This window comes from Shewanella litorisediminis, assembly GCF_016834455.1.
GTDB lineage: Bacteria > Pseudomonadota > Gammaproteobacteria > Enterobacterales > Shewanellaceae > Shewanella > Shewanella litorisediminis.
The window spans coordinates 964,956-982,771 of record NZ_CP069213.1 but is presented as its reverse complement, the minus strand read 5'-3'; the positions used below and the strand labels follow the sequence as shown (position 1 = coordinate 982,771).

Annotated in this window: 15 protein-coding genes; 7 read left to right on the top strand and 8 right to left on the bottom strand. The window is 51.8% G+C overall.

Going from position 1 to position 17,816, the window contains the following annotated elements:
• Positions 1-229 precede the first annotated feature (229 nt).
• Positions 230-2,596 (top strand): phosphoketolase family protein, encoded by a 2,367-nt coding sequence (locus JQC75_RS04350; RefSeq protein ID WP_203326256.1) that lies wholly within the window; start codon positions 230-232, stop codon positions 2,594-2,596.
• Positions 2,597-2,812: 216 nt separating this feature from the next.
• The gene (locus JQC75_RS04345) at positions 2,813-3,916 is read left to right on the top strand and encodes an OmpA family protein (protein ID WP_203326255.1); all 1,104 of its coding nucleotides are present in this window, start codon (positions 2,813-2,815) and stop codon (positions 3,914-3,916) included.
• A gap of 11 nt (positions 3,917-3,927) precedes the next feature.
• Here JQC75_RS04345 and JQC75_RS04340 read toward each other — a convergent pair whose 3' ends face one another.
• Entirely contained in the window at positions 3,928-4,128 is a 201-nt protein-coding gene (locus JQC75_RS04340) for a hypothetical protein (protein ID WP_203326254.1), read from the bottom strand.
• Between JQC75_RS04340 and tal the strand changes: the two genes are divergently transcribed.
• From tal to JQC75_RS04325, 3 genes are all read left to right on the top strand, one after another.
• Positions 4,127-5,080 carry a transaldolase gene (gene tal / locus JQC75_RS04335; RefSeq protein WP_203326253.1) on the top strand — a complete coding sequence of 318 codons (954 nt, stop codon included), beginning with the start codon at positions 4,127-4,129 and terminating at the stop codon, positions 5,078-5,080. The two genes, JQC75_RS04340 and tal, sit on opposite strands and share 2 nt — an antisense overlap.
• A gap of 19 nt (positions 5,081-5,099) precedes the next feature.
• Positions 5,100-6,737, top strand: coding sequence for a glucose-6-phosphate isomerase (gene pgi, locus JQC75_RS04330; RefSeq protein ID WP_203326252.1), 1,638 nt, complete (start codon positions 5,100-5,102; stop codon positions 6,735-6,737).
• 197 nt (positions 6,738-6,934) lie between these two features.
• Positions 6,935-7,120, top strand: a complete 186-nt coding sequence (locus tag JQC75_RS04325; protein WP_203326251.1) for a DUF3545 family protein — start codon at positions 6,935-6,937, stop codon at positions 7,118-7,120.
• A gap of 58 nt (positions 7,121-7,178) precedes the next feature.
• Here the strand turns inward: JQC75_RS04325 and JQC75_RS04320 are convergent, their stop codons facing one another.
• The 6 genes from JQC75_RS04320 to thrA form a co-directional block, all read right to left on the bottom strand.
• Positions 7,179-7,718: a hemerythrin domain-containing protein gene (locus tag JQC75_RS04320; RefSeq protein ID WP_203326250.1), complete on the bottom strand. Its 540-nt coding sequence runs from the start codon at positions 7,716-7,718 to the stop codon at positions 7,179-7,181.
• A 114-nt stretch (positions 7,719-7,832) separates the two neighbouring features.
• A complete protein-coding gene (locus tag JQC75_RS04315; protein ID WP_203326249.1) occupies positions 7,833-8,927 on the bottom strand; it encodes a response regulator transcription factor in 1,095 nt (364 codons plus the stop codon).
• Positions 8,928-8,931: 4 nt separating this feature from the next.
• Entirely contained in the window at positions 8,932-10,974 is a 2,043-nt protein-coding gene (locus JQC75_RS04310; protein ID WP_203326248.1) for a hybrid sensor histidine kinase/response regulator, read from the bottom strand.
• Between the two features lie 136 nt (positions 10,975-11,110).
• Entirely contained in the window at positions 11,111-12,397 is a 1,287-nt protein-coding gene (gene thrC / locus JQC75_RS04305; RefSeq protein ID WP_203326247.1) for a threonine synthase, read from the bottom strand.
• A 9-nt stretch (positions 12,398-12,406) separates the two neighbouring features.
• Positions 12,407-13,351 (bottom strand): homoserine kinase, encoded by a 945-nt coding sequence (thrB, locus tag JQC75_RS04300; RefSeq protein WP_203326246.1) that lies wholly within the window; start codon positions 13,349-13,351, stop codon positions 12,407-12,409.
• Positions 13,348-15,813 (bottom strand): bifunctional aspartate kinase/homoserine dehydrogenase I, encoded by a 2,466-nt coding sequence (gene thrA, locus JQC75_RS04295; protein WP_203326245.1) that lies wholly within the window; start codon positions 15,811-15,813, stop codon positions 13,348-13,350. The genes thrB and thrA overlap by 4 nt, the downstream gene beginning before the upstream one ends.
• Positions 15,814-16,400: 587 nt before the next feature.
• Here thrA and slyD point away from each other — a divergent pair.
• Both slyD and JQC75_RS04285 read left to right on the top strand, forming a co-directional pair.
• Positions 16,401-17,012 carry a peptidylprolyl isomerase gene (gene slyD, locus JQC75_RS04290; protein ID WP_203326244.1) on the top strand — a complete coding sequence of 204 codons (612 nt, stop codon included), beginning with the start codon at positions 16,401-16,403 and terminating at the stop codon, positions 17,010-17,012.
• Between the two features lie 117 nt (positions 17,013-17,129).
• On the top strand, positions 17,130-17,507 hold the full coding sequence (locus JQC75_RS04285) for a hypothetical protein (RefSeq protein WP_203326243.1): 378 nt from the start codon (positions 17,130-17,132) through the stop codon (positions 17,505-17,507).
• On the opposite strand, the gene trpR is transcribed toward JQC75_RS04285, so the two are convergent.
• Positions 17,508-17,804 (bottom strand): trp operon repressor, encoded by a 297-nt coding sequence (gene trpR, locus JQC75_RS04280; protein ID WP_203326242.1) that lies wholly within the window; start codon positions 17,802-17,804, stop codon positions 17,508-17,510. It lies immediately after the preceding gene.
• Between the last annotated feature and the right edge of the window lie 12 nt (positions 17,805-17,816).

Sequence of the window (17,816 nt, the reverse complement as noted above, 5' to 3'; positions counted from 1 at the left end):
GCTCACGGTTGAGCATTTATACGACATGCGAATCACGGCAGAAATACGAGTATAAGATACTGTTAAAACTCGATTAACAAACAATACATAGCTATACAAGATGTGAACATTAGTGAGATCAACTTTGTGAATTTGGATGTGGGGCACATTTTTGTAAAAAAATTACAAATATAGTAACTCCCAAGAAAACAGTTTCCACTTAACCATTTTAAGCATCGAGAGGCTTATGATGACTCAACAGCAAGAAATCACCGCACTGAAAAAATTTGTGCGTGCCACCAACTTTCTGGCTACCTCGCAGATTTATCTCAAGCAGAATGTGTTACACAAACGCCCACTGGTTCATACCGACATCAAGCCAAGGCTGCTGGGTCACTGGGGTACCTGTCCCGGCATCAACTTTGTGTATGCTAACGTCAACCGTCTCATCGTAAAACACAAGCGTCCGTTTCTTTATTTGGTTGGTCCCGGCCATGGTTTCCCCGCTGTTCAGGCCAACCTGTTTATCGAAGGCTCTCTGAGCCACTTCTACCCCGAAACCATCCCCTACAATGAAACCGGCATCGAAGATATCTGTAAGAAATTTTCAGCTGCTTATGGTTATCCTTCACATGCAAACCCAGAAGCACCAGGTCAGATCCTCGAAGGTGGTGAGCTGGGTTATTCCTTGTCTGTGGGTTTTGGTGCCGTACTGGACAATCCGGATTTGATTGCCACAGTTCTCGTGGGTGATGGTGAATCCGAAACCGGCCCATTGGCTGCATCCTGGTACGCCAACCGACTGGTGAACCCTGCAACTTGCGGTGCCGTACTGCCGATTGTGCACATTAACGGCTATAAAATCTCAGGCCCGACCCGCATGGGTCGCATGAGTCATGAAGAACTGGATCTTGAATTCCGTGGTTTGGGGTATCACCCGATTATTGTGGATGACCAACAGGAAGAAGATGTCTATGAGCAGATGGTCAAAGCCATGGACCTTTCCTATGAGATGATTAACGACATCCAAACCCGTGCCCGTAATGGCGAAGACGTTTGTAAACCACGCTGGCCGGTGATCCTGATGCGCACTGCAAAAGGTTGGACTGGTGTTGCCGAAGACAAGGGTAAGAAACTTGAGGGCAACTGCGAGTCGCACCAGGTTATCGTTAACAAATGCGCCACTGATAAAGGTCACCTCGAAGCCCTGGATAATTGGCTGGCAAGCTATGGGTTTGCTGAGCTTTGCAGCGTAACCGACAAGGGTGAGCTGGAGTTCGACGCCGACATCAAATCATTGATCCCGCCCAAAGAGCTGAGCTGTGGTCGTCAACGTCTGTCCTACGGCGGCGAGGTTGTCCGCGCCCTGACCAATCCAGATCTGACCAAATTGGCGTACGGCGCAGAAGTACCAAGGGGTCACCGCGGTTACTCCATGAATAAGATGGGCGAGTGGATGCGTGAAGCCTTTAAGCTCAACCGCGATCAGCGCAACCTCCGTATCTTCAGCCCGGATGAAACTTACTCCAACCAGCTGCAAGCCGTGTTTGAAGAAACAGACCGCGCCTGGCAGTGGCCTATCGAGAGTTGGGATCAAGACATGAGCCGCGACGGTCGTGTGCTGGAGCTGCTGTCCGAAAACCTGCTGTTCGGCATGATGCACGGTTACACTGTAACGGGTCGTCACGGCATGTTCCCTACCTATGAGGCCTTCTCACAGGTGGTGTCTTCCATGGCGGACCAATACTGTAAATACGTTTACGCAAGCCAGGGCGTGCATTTCCGTAAGCCCTTGCCATCTTGCAACGTGGTACTGTCTTCGCTGCTTGAGCGCCAGGACCACAACGGCTATTCGCACCAGAATCCGAGCTTCCTCGGCGCCATGCTGGAAAAGCACCCAGAAATCATTTCTGCCTATCTGCCAGCTGATGCCAACAGCACTCTGGTTTATACCGAGCGCGCCTATGCCGACCGCGACAAGCTCAACATCATTGTTGCAGGTAAGAAGGAGCTGCCTCAGTGGCTGACGCTCGATGAAGCCCGCCGTCAGGCCAAAGATGGTTTGATGATTTGGGATTTCGCCTCGGATGATAACCCTGACGTGGTACTGGCCGGTTGTGGCGACTACGCCACTCAGGAGTGTATGGCATCACTGGTGCTGATCCGTGAGTTGCTTCCAAGGGTCAGAGTACGCTTCGTGAGCGTGTCAGAGCTTAACTCCAATGGTCTGGGTAGTCGCAAGTTCCAGCAGAAGCCCTGGATGATGGATGAAATCTTTACCAAAGATAAAGGCGTAGTATTCAATTACCACGGTTATCCAAACACCATCAAGAAGCTGGTATTCGATTACAAAGGCAGCCATAGATTCCGTATCAAGGGCTATGAAGAGGAAGGTTCAACCACCACCCCATTCGATATGGGCGTGCGAAATGGCACTTCTCGCTATCACCTGGTAATCGATATGGCCTACAAATTGTTCCAGCAGGGTATTATCGATGAAACCCAACATGTGGCTATTACCACTGATATGCTACAACGTTTGGTTGACCACAAAAATTATATTAAAGCCAATGGCGTAGATCCCGCTCACATTGAAAATTGGGTATGGACTCGTTAAAAGTGTAATAATCCATTGAATTAAAAGGCACCCCACGCGGGTGCCTTTTAATTTTTCAATTAAAAGGAACTTTGTACTCTAGAAATTCAACAATTTAGCACCGATAATATGGATGGCTTGCTAAAATACAAAGGGATCACCACGCGAAGCGCAAGCTATGCTCCAACTTCCTAATGAGCATCATGGTGGAAAATCAAATAATGGACTTGGAGAATTATGATGAAAAACTCATTGAAAATTGCACTGCTCGCATCGGCGCTGCCATTTGGCGTTATGGCGTCTGATGAGGGCATGAGCCCTTGGTATGTGGGTGGCGGTGTTGGTATCAACAACTATGAGCCAGCCTGCGATCAAAAAACCATGCGTTCCTGTGGTGAAGACAGTCCTTATGCTTGGGACGTATTTGCCGGCTATCTGTTCAACGACTACTTCGGTGTCGAGCTGGGTTACCGTGACCTGGGCCGAGCCGAGTGGACCGACTACTCCAATAACCTGAATGACGTAGGCGCCAAGGGCACCACCCTGGGTCTGGTTGCTTTCTGGCCATTCGCGAGCAAATGGAGTCTTTCTGCTGAAGCCGGTGCTATGAACTATCTGGTTTATAACAACAAACGTTGGGGCTCCAACTATTATAGTGACAGCGGTATTGCGCCATTTGTGGGTGCCGGTATCGGTTACAACTTCACCGACAACCTGAAGCTGTCTGCCAAATATCGTCGCTACGAAAATCTCGATGAAGAGATTTGGAATACCCTCGAGATGGAAAGCAACTACTGGGGTCTTGAGCTAAGCTATCGTTTCGGCAGTAAGGCCGCTCCGGTATTAGCTCCAGTCGTAGTAGCCGCTGTTGATTCAGATAATGACGGTGTAAACGATGATCTGGACAAGTGCCCAGCCACTCCAGCGGATCACAAGGTTGATGCCTACGGTTGTACCGTTTACAAAGACGATGTGACCACCCATAACCTGGGTTCACTGCGCTTTGCCAACAACTCTTCTGTTATCCATAAAGCTTCCTATGGGTCTGTTGAGAAACTGGCAAACTACATGAACCAGCACCCAGGTTCTACCGTTGAAATCGGTGGTCATGCTTCCAACGTGGGTAACCCTGACTACAACATGACGCTGTCTGAAAAGCGCGCCCATGCCGCTGCCAAACTGCTGGTTGAAAAGTACGGCATCAGCGCTGAGCGCGTGACTGCCAAGGGTTATGGTATTACCCGTCCGGTAATGGATGGCAACACCGCTGAAGCTCACGCTGCCAACCGCCGTGTAGAAGCCGTTGTGACCGGTACTGAAAAGGTACCAGTACTCAAGTAATCTGTGAGTTGTCACTTATAAAGCCACTGCCCAGCAGTGGCTTTTTTCTTTGCCTGATGCGATTTAAAGACCCAGCTGGCGTTATTTGGAAATTTTAAGTCTGTTTTGTAATTTTTTTTCATGCCGCGGTTGGAAAAAAGCGCAAAATCGCTTCTAATATTGAGTCTATAACCCCGGTGCTCCGGCAGCATTTCGAAAAGGACAAGATCCATGGCCAATACCTTAGAGCAACTCAAATCCTTTACTACCATAGTCGCTGATACCGGCGATATCGAAGCCATCAAACGCTCTCAGCCTGAAGATGCTACCACCAATCCTTCATTGATCCTTAAAGCGGCACAAATTCCCGAATATTCAGGTATTATCGACAATGCTATTGCCTGGGCCAAGACCCAGAGCGACGACCTTAACACCCAAATTGAAGATGCCGCCGATAAACTGGCTGTCAACATCGGCCTGGAAATCCTCAAACTGGTACCCGGCCGTATCTCCACCGAGGTGGATGCCCGTCTGTCTTTCGACAAAGCCGCTTCTATCGCCAAGGCCCACAAGCTTATCCGTCTGTATGAGGAAGCCGGCATCGACAAGAGCCGCATTCTTATCAAGCTTGCTTCTACCTGGGAAGGCATCTGCGCCGCCAAGGAGCTGGAAGCAGAAGGTATCAACTGTAATCTCACGCTGCTGTTCAGCTTTGCCCAGGCACGCGCCTGTGCCGAAGCCGGTGTGTTTCTGATTTCACCCTTCGTTGGCCGCATTCTAGACTGGTACAAGAAGTCTACCGGCAAGGATTACAGCGCCAGTGAAGACCCGGGCGTGGTGTCTGTGACTGACATCTACAACTACTATAAGCGCCATGGCTACAAGACTGTGGTGATGGGCGCGAGCTTTCGCAACACCGGCGAAATCATTGAACTGGCCGGCTGTGACCGCCTGACCATCGGTCCGTCACTGCTCGAAGAGATGGCTGCCAGCAACACTCCTGTGGTCCGTAAGTTGATGCCTGCGACAGAAACGGTTGCTCCGGGCCCTGTGATGAGCGAAGCCGAGTTCCGCTGGGAGATGAACGAGGACGCCATGGCGGTTGAGAAGCTGGCCGAAGGGATCCGTAATTTCGCCATCGATCAAGGCAAACTGGAAGAGATGCTTAAGGCCAAACTGGCCTGATAATGCGGGGAAGCAACGAATGAGTCGAGTTACCAACACTCCTGAGTGGCAGAAACTGAAGGAATATTCCAACAAACTGCCCCATATGCGTGAACTTTTTGCGACTGACAGCGCACGTTTCAATAAGATGTCGCTGAAAGCCTGCGGCCTGTTTCTGGATTACTCCAAAAACCGCGTCAACGATGCCGTGCTCAGTGCCCTCTTTGGTCTGGCGCAGCAAGCTCAGCTTGAAGCGCGTATCAAGGCCATGTTCAATGGTGAGATAATCAACACCACTGAAAAGCGTGCTGTGCTCCACACCGCGCTGCGTGCTCCCAAGGGCGTTGCGGTGGGGGTGGATGGCGTCAACGTAGTGCCGGAAGTTCATACCACTCTGGATAAAATCGAATCCTTCGTTGCCTCTGTTACCTCCGGCGAATGGCGCGGCTACACCGGCAAAGCAATCACAGATATCGTCAGCATAGGTATTGGCGGCTCCTTCCTCGGTCCCAAAATTGTCACCCAGGCGCTGCGTCCATACTGGACTGGCAAACTGAACTGTCACTTCGTTGCCAATGTTGACGCCACCTCACTGGTAGAGAAACTCAAGCTGGTTGACCCGGAAACCACCCTGTTCCTGATGTCATCCAAATCGTTTGGCACCCAGGAAACCCTGACCAATACCCTGAGCGCCAGGGACTGGTTCCTTAAAAGCGGTGCTACGCAGGCTGATGTAGCCAAACACTTTGCCGCTGTGACCTCAAACGTAGCCAAGGCGACAGATTTTGGCATCGATGAAGCCAATATCTTCCCAATGTGGGACTGGGTTGGCGGCCGTTACTCACTCTGGTCAGCAATCGGTCTGCCCATTGCCCTGATGGTTGGCATGGATAACTACCGCGCACTGCTCGCCGGCGCCCGCAGCATGGATGAGCACTTCACCTCAGCGCCGCTGGCCGAGAACATGCCGGTCATTATGGGTCTGCTGTCGGTGTGGTATGGCAACTTCTTCAACGCCCAATCGCATGTAGTACTGACCTACGATCATTACCTTCGCGGTCTGCCGGCGTACTTCCAACAGCTCGATATGGAAAGTAACGGCAAGTCTGTGATGATGGATGGCGAGACCGTGGATTTCAGCACAGGCCCTGTTATTTGGGGCGGCGAAGGCACCAACGGTCAGCATGCTTACCACCAACTGCTACATCAGGGCACGGCCCTCATCCCAGCCGATTTCATCATGCCACTTCAAAGCCATAATCCGCTGGGTGAACACCACGTGCAGCTGGCCTCCAACTGCTTTGGACAAACCCAGGCATTGATGCAGGGGCGCACCTTCGAAGAAGCCCTGGCTGAACTGGCTGCAAGCAACCTCAGTGATGATGAAAAGACCCTGATAGCCCGTCATAAAGTGATGGAAGGCAATAAGCCCAGCAACACCCTGTTGATGGACAAACTGACGCCTTCCACACTGGGCGCCCTGATTGCACTGTACGAGCACAGAACCTTTGTTCAGGGTGTTATTTGGGATATTAACTCTTTCGACCAGTGGGGCGTGGAGCTTGGCAAGACTCTGGGCAATGATGTGCTGGCGCGCCTGACCGCCGATGAAGATGCCAGTGCACTGGACTCCTCCAGTAACGCGCTCATTAATTTGTTCCGCAAAGGGCAAATTTAACCAGACGTTTTCTCCTTAATAATCAAAGGCCGATAAATTATCGGCCTTTTTATTTAAATTCAGTCAGTTATTTAATCCTCTACGAAGATCATCCAAGTTTCATTTTTGCTTAACACAATTGAAACATTATTCTTGCACCCTGTTTGCGATGTGTGGTATTTAGTTGCTGAGAAAACATACAACAACAGGAGGTTGCCATGGATCGTTTAGATTATGGTAGTGCGCTAGATGAAGTCGTAGAAAGACCAGGTCGCTCTAAAGGCTCCAACAAAAAACGCAAATGGAGGGAAATCGAGGCGCTGAAGGATAAGCATCGCCTGCTGAAGGAATTGCAGGATATCGACTCCAACTTCGCTTACGACATTGATTCTCTGATGGATTAATCCCCCTGTTGTAAAAAAGAGCGCTTAAGCGCTCTTTTTTATGGTCCTGTTATCACGGTCAATCTGACAGGGCGAGGTAATTTCGGAGTTCATCAAACAGTTGATTATCATCGTCACTGAAGAGTGGGTCATCCATCAGTTTATTCAAACAACGTTCGTTGATTTCATGCCAGTCTGCATCCTTGAGATCTTTAGCTAATATAGGAAAAAGCTCACGCTCTTCAAACAGCATATGCGCTTCCTGTGCGCTGACGTAACCGGAAAGATCGCCAATCAGTTTTTCTTTAGCCACCACAACATCGTTAAGAATAAGATTCAACGTCGACATTAATGAGGCTGACGACGCCACCAACTCCTGATGCTCTTCATTCAATCTGTCCAAGCGCGGCAAATCAGGGTATTTATCGAGACAATACTCGTAAATCACATCCTCCAGCGGATGATGACTGTGCTCGGCATAGCTTTGCATGTACTCCACAATGTCACGAACCAGATTAAAATTAACGCTCTCACCGTTTTCCAGTAAGATGCGTTTTTTATTGAGGATCTTCAGCAATATCGCAATATGCTTGTGATCCCTCATCAATCGGTTGAGCATAACCCTCTCCCCTCGCCAGTGCCTGCCTTATTCAATACTAGTAAAGCGTCAGACGCTTAACCACTATAACAAAGGGCCTTAAAAGACCAACGTGATAGAGATCAAGCTTTTAGCTCATGCAGTACTGCGCTCCAATACAGCAACAACAGACTTTAAGGAGGTTTGCAAACGTAAAAAGGAGTTGCTCGCCGAGTTGGCTTCTCGCAGGTTTCGCTCAACCAACCCGGTGAAAAAGTTCTCCTGATCCTCAGTCATGTCCAGCACATGAAAGCTTGCCCGAATTTCTGTGGTGATATTGGACAGCGCATGGCAAAACTGTTCATCACTTTCATGGATGCTGTCGGATAACCCGGCCAACAAACGCCTGATATCTGTCACTGCACGTTGCAAGGTTTGCTGGCGCTGAATATCGATGATTCGAGCCTCAAGCCCCTCAACAACGACCGCGATGACGTCCCTCAAGCGGCCATACAACACCTCATCATGAAGCGGCATGTTCTTGATTAGAAATGACACATGGTTGTCGTTACAGATAGTTCTGGATCCAAAGTCGAACAACCGCCCTTGGTGATCAAGCAGTTCAAAAATATTGGCTTCAATGGGGCTGATTGCCGTGTGCTCAGGCACAAAGTACAGGGTTTCATCGACCCGGATTTCAAGACAAGTTTTTAAATCGAGCTGCATCATCAAGCCAAAGAAGGCATCCGCCAACGCCTGATAGTCCTGACATAAAAAGCACTGCCGGAAAAACTGCAATACGGCTCCATACTGGGACGACTCATTCATCGACTGGAATGCCATGTTTCGCGAGAAGCTTTCAGCCTCTGCGAGCGCCCTTTTTTTGTGTTGATAGTTGGCCACCGCATTGGTTTTCGCCATCAGCTCTTTGAGTTCAAAAGGTTTGGCGATGAAGTCCACTCCCCCGGCCTCATAGGCTTTAAGGCGTTCTTCCAGCGTATTCATTCCCGACACAAAAATAACTGCGCTGTCTATGCCCCGGGTATGCAGCGACTTGCATAATTCGATTCCCGACACATCGGGTAAATTGATGTCCATCAGGACGATGTCCGGCGTTTCTGCCCCCATGGCTTTTGAGTAAGAGTCAGCATCCAGAAACAGACGGACGTCATAGTCCTCCTGCAATACCTCCCGCATCAAATGGCAGTAGTCATTGTCATCGTCCACAATCCACACTTTCAGTTGTTCCATCTGATTAACTCTCCGTATCCTTGAAACTGACGCCCACTTCAGCCAGCGCATTGGCAAATGCGTGTAAATCAAAAGGCTTGTGTAGCACTTTGAACGGCATTTCTTCATATCGGTTCACGCCGATATCTTCAATAAATCCCGACACCAAAAGCACAGACATGGGATGCTTTGCTATTGTTTCGCTGGCCAACTCATACCCGTTAATGCCGCCCGGCATCAGCACATCGGTAATGAGTAGCCCGGCATCACAGGGCTTACTTTGAAAGCTCTTTCGAAAAGTGACACCGTCACTGAAGGTTTCAACCTCCATGCCCATGAGCTCACAATAATCCCGCAGCACCTTGAGAAGCTCTGGTTCATCGTCAACCAGCAATGCTTTGAGCGGGCCTTTCACCTTGGGAACAGTAGCTTCCGTGACCAACGCCTTGGCCGAGGCCGCGCTTTTAATTGCCGTTGCCGGAAACCAAAGCCGTATTTCAGTACCTTGAGGTCCTGTACTGAGCACATTCATGTAGCCACGAGAGCGCTTTACAAAACCATAGACCATGGAGAGTCCAAGACCGGTTCCCTTACTCTTGTCTTTGGTGGTAAAAAAGGGCTCGAAGATTTTATCAAGCAGCTGCGCCGGAATGCCGTGGCCAGAATCAGTGACAGAAATCCACACATAACAGGCAGGCTCTACCAGTACCCGCTCGCCGACCCCAGGCAGATAACCTGCAAGCTCTGACTCACCGGTCGCAATGGTTAAGGCTCCCTCTCCATTCATGGCATCCCTGGCATTAATCACCAGATTCAGCAGCGCATCTTCCAGGTCTCCCTTATCGACCATGACATCCCGGGTAAAGGGGGCAGCCTGCACATTCAACGTCACCTGGCTGGTCAGGGATTTGGCAAAGAGATCTCTTAATCCCTCTATCACTTCATTTACCTGACAATGCTGTGCGTTAAATTGCTCTTGCCGGGAAAACTGTAACAGCCGACGGGTGAGTTCGGTGCCCCGTTGGCAGGATTTAAGCGCTGTAGCGAGGTAGTTATCCAGCCGTTCGTCTTTATTTTTTAGCTGCATCAGCTCGAGATTACCTTTCAAAACCCCCAAAATATTGTTGAAGTCATGGGCAATCCCTCCCACCAGCTGGCCTATGGCCTGCATTTTCTGCGCCCGGCTGACTGTTTTTTCCATGGCTTTGAATTCGGTGTAATCGCGGCCGATAAGTGCATACAGTCCCCCTTTACTGTCCTGCTCCAGTGCGACTACGTGTAAATGTAAAATCGCCAATTCCCCATTGGCCTTGGTGCAGTAGACCTCACCGTTAAAGTCTTTGCCCGAGCAGAGAATGTCGTAAAGGTCCACGTCGTTACCAGATGCCTGGACGCCTTTTGGAAAGAGTTTACCCAGAGACATGCCTTTGAGTTCGCTGCGTGGGTACAGACTGATGCAAGTAACCGCGGCGTTGGCGTACACAATCTCACTGTTTCCGTCGTGGAACTGCTTAACCACCATGATGAAATCATCGCTGTTTCTGACAATGGAGCGGAACATGATGTTCTCTATGTCGCCAATTTCCTCCCTGCCCCCACGCTCACGCCAATGCTCAGTGTGCAGCGTCAATATTCCCATCAAGATATCGGCAAGCAACTCACTGAAACTCTGCAAAAAGCCTAACCAGGCATCTTTGGGGGTATGGAAAAACACCAGCAAGTCGGTGTGCTTGACCGGCCAAACCACAAACTTATGCCAGTAATGCACCAAGGGATCCTGATGTGAGAAAGGCCAGTCACGAACGTCTTTCCAGAGGGTGAGGTAACGCACTGGGTCGCGGCACCAGCATGCGGCAGACTCAGGCATTTCCTGTGCATTGCTCGAGGAAGCATCTATCACCAATACAGCCTGTGCCCCACTCTGTTCAGCCAATATGCGGCACAGAGGCAATATCACATCCTCCCCGCGAATAAAGCGAGCCTGAAGCTTACCCAGTTCGGCAAGAAAGAGTGGATCCAACAAGGCGTGACGGGCATCGAAAAGCATGTTCGCGGAACCAGATTCCATTCCAGTCAATCCTGTAACTTCAGCAATTTACCTAAAGCTTAGTCAAGCTTTACCGAATTGCTGCAGATAAATGAGCGGATGGTTCTTATTTCATAAAAAAGGAGGCCTTTGGCCTCCTTTATAAATGACATCCAGCTCAGTCGCGTAAGGTTGCAAACAGATGGGCCTTCAGTGCGGCAAAGTCCTGTGCCAGCGTGGCCGACAACACAGATTTATCGGCAACGGCCGCAAGCTCGGGAGGCAAAGGCAAGTTCAACGACAGTTCACGGTCTACCACATCTTTGAATTTCGCAGGATGAGCCGTGCCGAGAAAAATGCCCCGCTCGTCTTTCCCAAGCCTGACGCTTAGGGCCTCAGCCGCAATCGCGGCGTGGGGCTCGGATAAGTAGCCATCGGCTTGCAGTGCCAGCAAAGCGTCACGGGTTTGGTATTCATCCATTGCCACGCCATCAATCTCTGTGAGGGACCAGTTCATGACCCTGGCGATTGTCTCGACCCTTGGCCAATTACTGGGGTCCGCCACATCCATGGCGTTGGACATGGTGGCCACGGTGGGATTCACCTGCCAACTTGAACTCGCCAGATAGCGCGGTACCGTATCATTGCTGTTGGTCGCGGCCACAAAACGTTTCACCGGCAGCCCCATGGCCTTGGCAAAGAATCCCGCCGTGAGGTTACCGAAGTTACCACTGGGCACGGCAATAACAGGCGCATCTACGTGATCCTTGCGATACTGGGCCACGGCCTCGAAGTAATAGCAAATCTGCGCCAGCAAACGGCTGATATTGATGGAATTAGCCGAGTTCAAGTGCAAACCGTCACGCACTTCGGCATCATCAAAGGCCTGCTTCACCAGTGCCTGGCAGGCATCGAAGTCGGATTCAACCGCAACGGTATGGATGTTGTTGCCCAGAGTGGTAAACATCTTTTCCTGCAGCAGACTGATTTTGCCTTTGGGATAGAGCACACACACCTGTACCTTTTCCAATCCATAGAAGGCATCAGCCACCGCAGCCCCCGTGTCGCCAGAGGTAGCAGTAAGAATGGTCAGCCGCTCATCACCGGCCAGCACATTCAGGCACTGGGCCATAAAGCGGGCGCCAAAGTCTTTGAATGCCAGGGTCGGGCCGTGGAAAAGCTCCAGGCAATAACGCTTATCGTCCACTTTCACAAGTGGGACCGGGAAGGTAAAGGCCTTGTCGACAAGTGCATCCACTACCTCTTGCCCAAGCTCATCGGCAAGCCAGGCACCCAGCACACGTTTGCTGCGTTCGCCAAAGGGCAGTGCCAGCAAGGCTTCTACGTCGTCGAGCAGCGGAATACGGGTGGGGAAAAACAGCCCCCGGTCTTTGCCCAGCCCCAACTTTACCGCCTGGGAAAAACTCACCCGCTCGTCGGGGTGCTTAAGATTGTATAGTTCCATTGCTTATCCTTAACGTTCGCTCGCTACGACTCGGGTGCCTTGCATATCCAGGCGGCACACGTGGGCAAATCCGCCCTCTGAGAGATAATTGGCTTCCAGCCAGGCCTTGGCCGACTCGGCGGTCTCGAGGCTGGAGGTGACTGAAAAAAGTGTGGGGCCACTGCCAGAGATGCCGCTGGTCAGCATATCAAGTTTGGCCAGCGCCTCACGGGCCTCAAGATAACCGGGAATGGCTGACGCCCGGTAAGGCTCGGCCAGCACATCTTTGAGCACCGCAAGCGCCAGGGCTTCATCCTGACGGTAAGATGCGTGCACAAAAGCCGACAGATGACGGCCAAAATCGATGACCACTGACTTATCGTAACTATCCGGCATCAGCGCCCGCATCTTGGCGGTGGACAGAGAAATCCCCGGATAGGCCACGACCCAATACCAGTGCTCAAAGCTGGGAATGGCCTCACAGATACGCCCGGGCAGGTCCAGCATCAGTTGCATACCGCCAAGGTAACAGGGCGCCACGTTATCGTAATGCACCGAGCCACTGATCTTACCCTCGAATTCGCCCATCAGCGCCAGCAGAGGCTGCTGCTCATAAGGCTTATCGAAATACTCGTTAAGGGCATAAAGCGCGGCAACAACGGAACTGGCACTGGAGCCAAGGCCACTGCCCACCGGCAGGTTTTTCTCCAACGTCAACGCTATGCCCAGCCCTTCCTTGCCCAAACGCTGCAAAAAGAACTCGGCACACTGCCAAACGATGTTCTCCTCCGGATTGGCAGGCAGCTTGTGGGCCCAGACGCCTGTGGTTTCGAGACTTAAGCCCTTGTCCGCCGGGGCAATCATGACTCTGTCACCCAGCAAGCTGCCATCCACAGGCGCGAGCGCCGCACCGAGCAAATCGAATCCTACCCCCACATTTCCCATGGAAGCCGGGGCATACACGGTCAAACTCATAAACTTACCTCACGGGTCCAGTTCAGGGTACGCAGCAAGTCGGCGAAGGCGCCGGCCGCAGTCACATCAGTACCCGCACCATATCCCCGCAGTACAAACGGAATAGGCTGATAGTAACGGCTATAGAAGGCAAGCGCGTTCTCGCCGCCTTTCACGCTGAAGAGTGGATCATCCGGTCCCACGGCCTGAATACTCACCCGGCAGCCAGACTCATCAATCTGGCCCACGTAGCGCAGCACCTTGCCCTCACGGCGGGCGTTTTCCACCATGGCGGCAATCTCAGCATCCGCCTTGGGCAGATTGGCCATAAAGGTGTTCACATCGCCACTGGCGTCGAAAGAGGCCGGCAGCACAGAGTCCACCACCACATCGTCAAGCTCAAGCTCCATGCCCACTTCACGGGCAAGGATCAGCACCTTGCGGGCCACGTCCATGCCGGACAGGTCATCCCGCGGATCCGGTTCAGTGAAGCACTTATCGCGGGCGATGGCGGTCGCATCCGACAGACTCATACCCTCATCCAGTTTGCCGAAGATAAACGACAGAGAGCCTGAGAGTATGCCATTGAACTTATGGAGTTTATCACCGGCACACAGCAGTTTTTTCAGGTTATCGATAACCGGCAGGCCCGCACCCACGTTGGTCTCGTACAGGAACTGACGTCTGTGCCTCAAGGCAGACTCACGCAGGGCACGGTAGTAACCAAGGTCGCGGGTGTTGGCTTTCTTGTTTGGGGTCACTACGTGCATACCGGCTTCCATCACCTCGAGATAACGGTCGGCAACGGCTGCCGACGAGGTGCAGTCCACCAGCACGGGATTAAGCAGCTGCTTTTCTTTAGCCCAGCCCAGCATGGCGCCAAGGTCGCAGCCAGTTTCGCTGTCATTAAGCAGCCCCTGCCAGTTGGCCAGGTCTATGCCGCGTTCATCGAGCAGCATTTTGCGGGAGTTGGCGATACCGCAAACGCGGATGCTGATGTGCTGCTCTTTGAGTGCTTCGGCCTGATCTCTCACCTGGGCAAGCAGCCCTGCCCCCACGTTACCCGCGCCAATCAGGAACACATCCAGATATTGCTGCACATCGAAGAAGCGCTGATGGCAGGCGCCGATGGCATTTTGCACCTTGCGCTGCTCCACCACGGCGGAGATAGAACGCTCCGAAGAACCCTGAGCTATGGCCCGGATATTCACACTGGCCTGTGCCAGCGCCGAGAAAAACTTGGCTGCGACGCCCTTGTGGGTACGCATGCCATCGCCAATCAGGGACACTATTGCCAGCCCGGATTGCATTTCCAGCGGCTCCAGCAACTCGCTCTTGAGTTCCAGCTCAAACTCCTGCTCCAGCGCCAACTGCACCTTGGAAGCATCTTTGCCTGCAACGCAAAAGCTGATGGAATATTCGCAGGAGCTCTGGGTGATGAGGGACACAGACACACCGGCGCGGGCGATGGCTCCCAGGGTGCGGCTTGCCATGCCTACCATGCCTTTCATGCCCGGACCTGATACATCAAACATGGTCTGATTGTCGAGGCTGGAGATGGCTTTTACCTGCAGACCGGTTTCATCGGCCGCGTTGGACACCAAAGTACCCGGCGCCTCGGGATTGAAACTGTTTTTGATGTAGCAGGGAATGTGAAACTGGGCGATGGGCGCTATGGTCTTCGGGTGCAGAACCTTGGCACCAAAATAAGACAGTTCCATAGCCTCCTGATACGACAACTGCGAAAGCAACTTGGCATCGGCCACCACCCGTGGGTCGGTATTGTAAACGCCATCCACATCGGTCCAGATCTCACAGCTACTGGCGTCAAGACACGCCGCCAACACGGCTGCCGAATAATCCGAGCCGTTGCGACCAAGGGTCACAGTACGGCCCCGGTCATCGGCTGCGGTAAAGCCCGGCATCACCCACACTCTTTTGCTGTCCAGCGGCAGCTGTTTGAATCTGGGTTTACTGACACCTATGTCAACCACGGACTCAAGCGGCGTTCCGTGGGCTAAAAACAGCGCCCGGGGGTCAAGTTTATCGGCGCTTAGCCCGTGGGCGCTCATCAAGGCAACCATCAACTCGGTGGACAGACGCTCGCCGGCCACCACAATTTCGGCACGCACGCCGTCGGGGCATTCACCCAGCAAAGCCACGCCTTCAAGACGTGTTTGCCAAGCCTGCTTCTGGCCGGACAACGCGGCAAAGAGGTTTTCACGGCAATGGGGCACCTGGTGATGACACGCATCATCAAACAACGCCTCAAACACACCGACAACTCGGCCAAGCACGGCATGGTAATCACCACCTGCTACGGCGACATCCACCATTTCCAACAACCCGTTGGTCACGGTGGCTGGTGCAGAAAGCACAGCTGCGACTTGCGATGTTTTTGCCGCCTTGGCCACTATGGCCGCCGCCATATCAAATCGCTGCCAGTTGGCCAGCGAGGTTCCCCCAAACTTCATGACTTTCATTTTGCTACTCCGTTTACCTCGCTCGCCCCCAGAAACAAAAAACCCGCTCCTTTTGGGGGAGCGGGCCTTAGTGTTCATTCTTTTCAGGGTAAAATCAGCCCGCCCCCACTCCGGTAATGGTGGTGGTAGTAATAATAGTGGTTACTACTGCGCCTGACTGATGCATGGAAAAATCCACTTCCTGATTTAACTGAGCCCACAGAATTGCTTGTTTTGGCAATCCTTGTCAACCCCCAAAATCAAGTATTTTTTACAGATTGGCAACAATATTTCAGATACTGCAATCAATGATGCCAGTTAATGAAAATACCCTAATAGAAATCCGTTAGCCCCTTAATTTTCACCACTTAACGTAAAGGTAAGTCAAACTTGCCAATCACCATCTAATCAATTGATTTAAAAACACTTACCATAAATTTCCAGCTAGTTAAGTCTCTTTCGATTTAAACGTATCCCTACACGGGCTAATCAGCGTTATCCGGACCAGATTGAAAAAAGTAGCCTAAGTTAACAATCACTGATGTAAATCATCGCCTGAGCATAAAAAGCAGAGTATTATGCGCGCACATTGCGAATATGGAGGCAGTATGAAAATCACCAAGAACAGTGCGGTAACCATCCACTATCGCCTGAACGACAGCCAGGGCCAGCTGATTGAAAGTTCCTTCGAGGCCGATCCCATGGTGTACCTGCACGGTGCAGAGAACCTGATCCCGGGGCTTGAGAATGCCCTGGAAGGTAAACTGGCCGGTGATACCCTCGAAGTCACTGTAGACTGTGAACAAGCCTATGGTCCTTACCACGATGGCCTGCGTCAGGAAGTGCCACTGGAAGCCTTTGGCGATATTCAGGACATAGTGCCCGGTATGCGCTTTATTGCAGAAACCGAAATGGGCCAACGCCCTGTTCAGGTAACTGAAGTGCTGGAAAACACCGTTGTGGTTGATGGTAACCACCCGCTGGCAGGCCAGTCACTGACCTTTTTTGTTGAAGTGAAAGATGTGCGTCTGGCAACCGACGAAGAAGTTGCCCATGGCCATATTCATGCCCACGGTGGCTGTGGTGGTGGTCATCACCATCATGATGAAGGTGGATGCTGTGGCGGCCACGATCATGACCATGGTCACTGCGAACAGGACCCAGAGAAAGAAGCCAAACCCGGTTGTGACGGTAACGGTGGCTGTGGCTGTCGCGGCTAAGCTGTAACGCTTTCTTATTAAATTGATGCAAAACGCCGATCTCTTTTGAGTCGGCGTTTTCTTTTGGCCTAATATAGAGCTCGGCAAGGACTGCCGGAATTTGAAAAGGACCTTTAGATGCTCAAACAGCCACTCTACGAAAGCCTTCCCTACCTGTGCATGTTGTGCGCAACAGCCACCTTGCTCTGGCAACAAAGCACGCTATCGCTGGCGGCGGGACTGCTGCTGTTTTTTGTGGGGGCGCGGGTGTACATCCTTCGCTCTGACTATCGCCGTACCGATCCGGCGCGCAAGCGAAAAAAAGGCGGGTTGCCCAAGGGGCTGTATGAGCTCTTGCCATTTGCCTGCCTGGCCCTGAGCGTTTTACTGCTCGCAGAGCCCGGCAACGCCTGGCTTATCTTTCCAGCATTAATTCTGCTGGTGTATGGACTCTATATTCTGGCGAGCCGCTCCAGTTATCGACATCACCAATTGCCAACCCAGGGCCGGTTTTAATCAGCGAATATCGGCGGGATCTGTGACTATCAGTTTGGCTATCACGGCACGCTCACTCTCATTCATATGCTTGAGATAATTGGAGCAGCGGGTGATGGTGGCGATACTGATTTGGTATTCAGCAGCAATTTGACGCTGACTTAGCTCACCGGCGAGCAACAGTTGAAACACCTTCAAACGCCCGGCGATGGCACTGCGCTCTTCCTCCGTCAGCAGTAACTGAAACAGGGTGATAAGCTCATCCCGTTCGGGATGAGCGAGAATTTTGTCCAGTACCAAATTCCAGGATGCCCGCATAATATCCTCTCG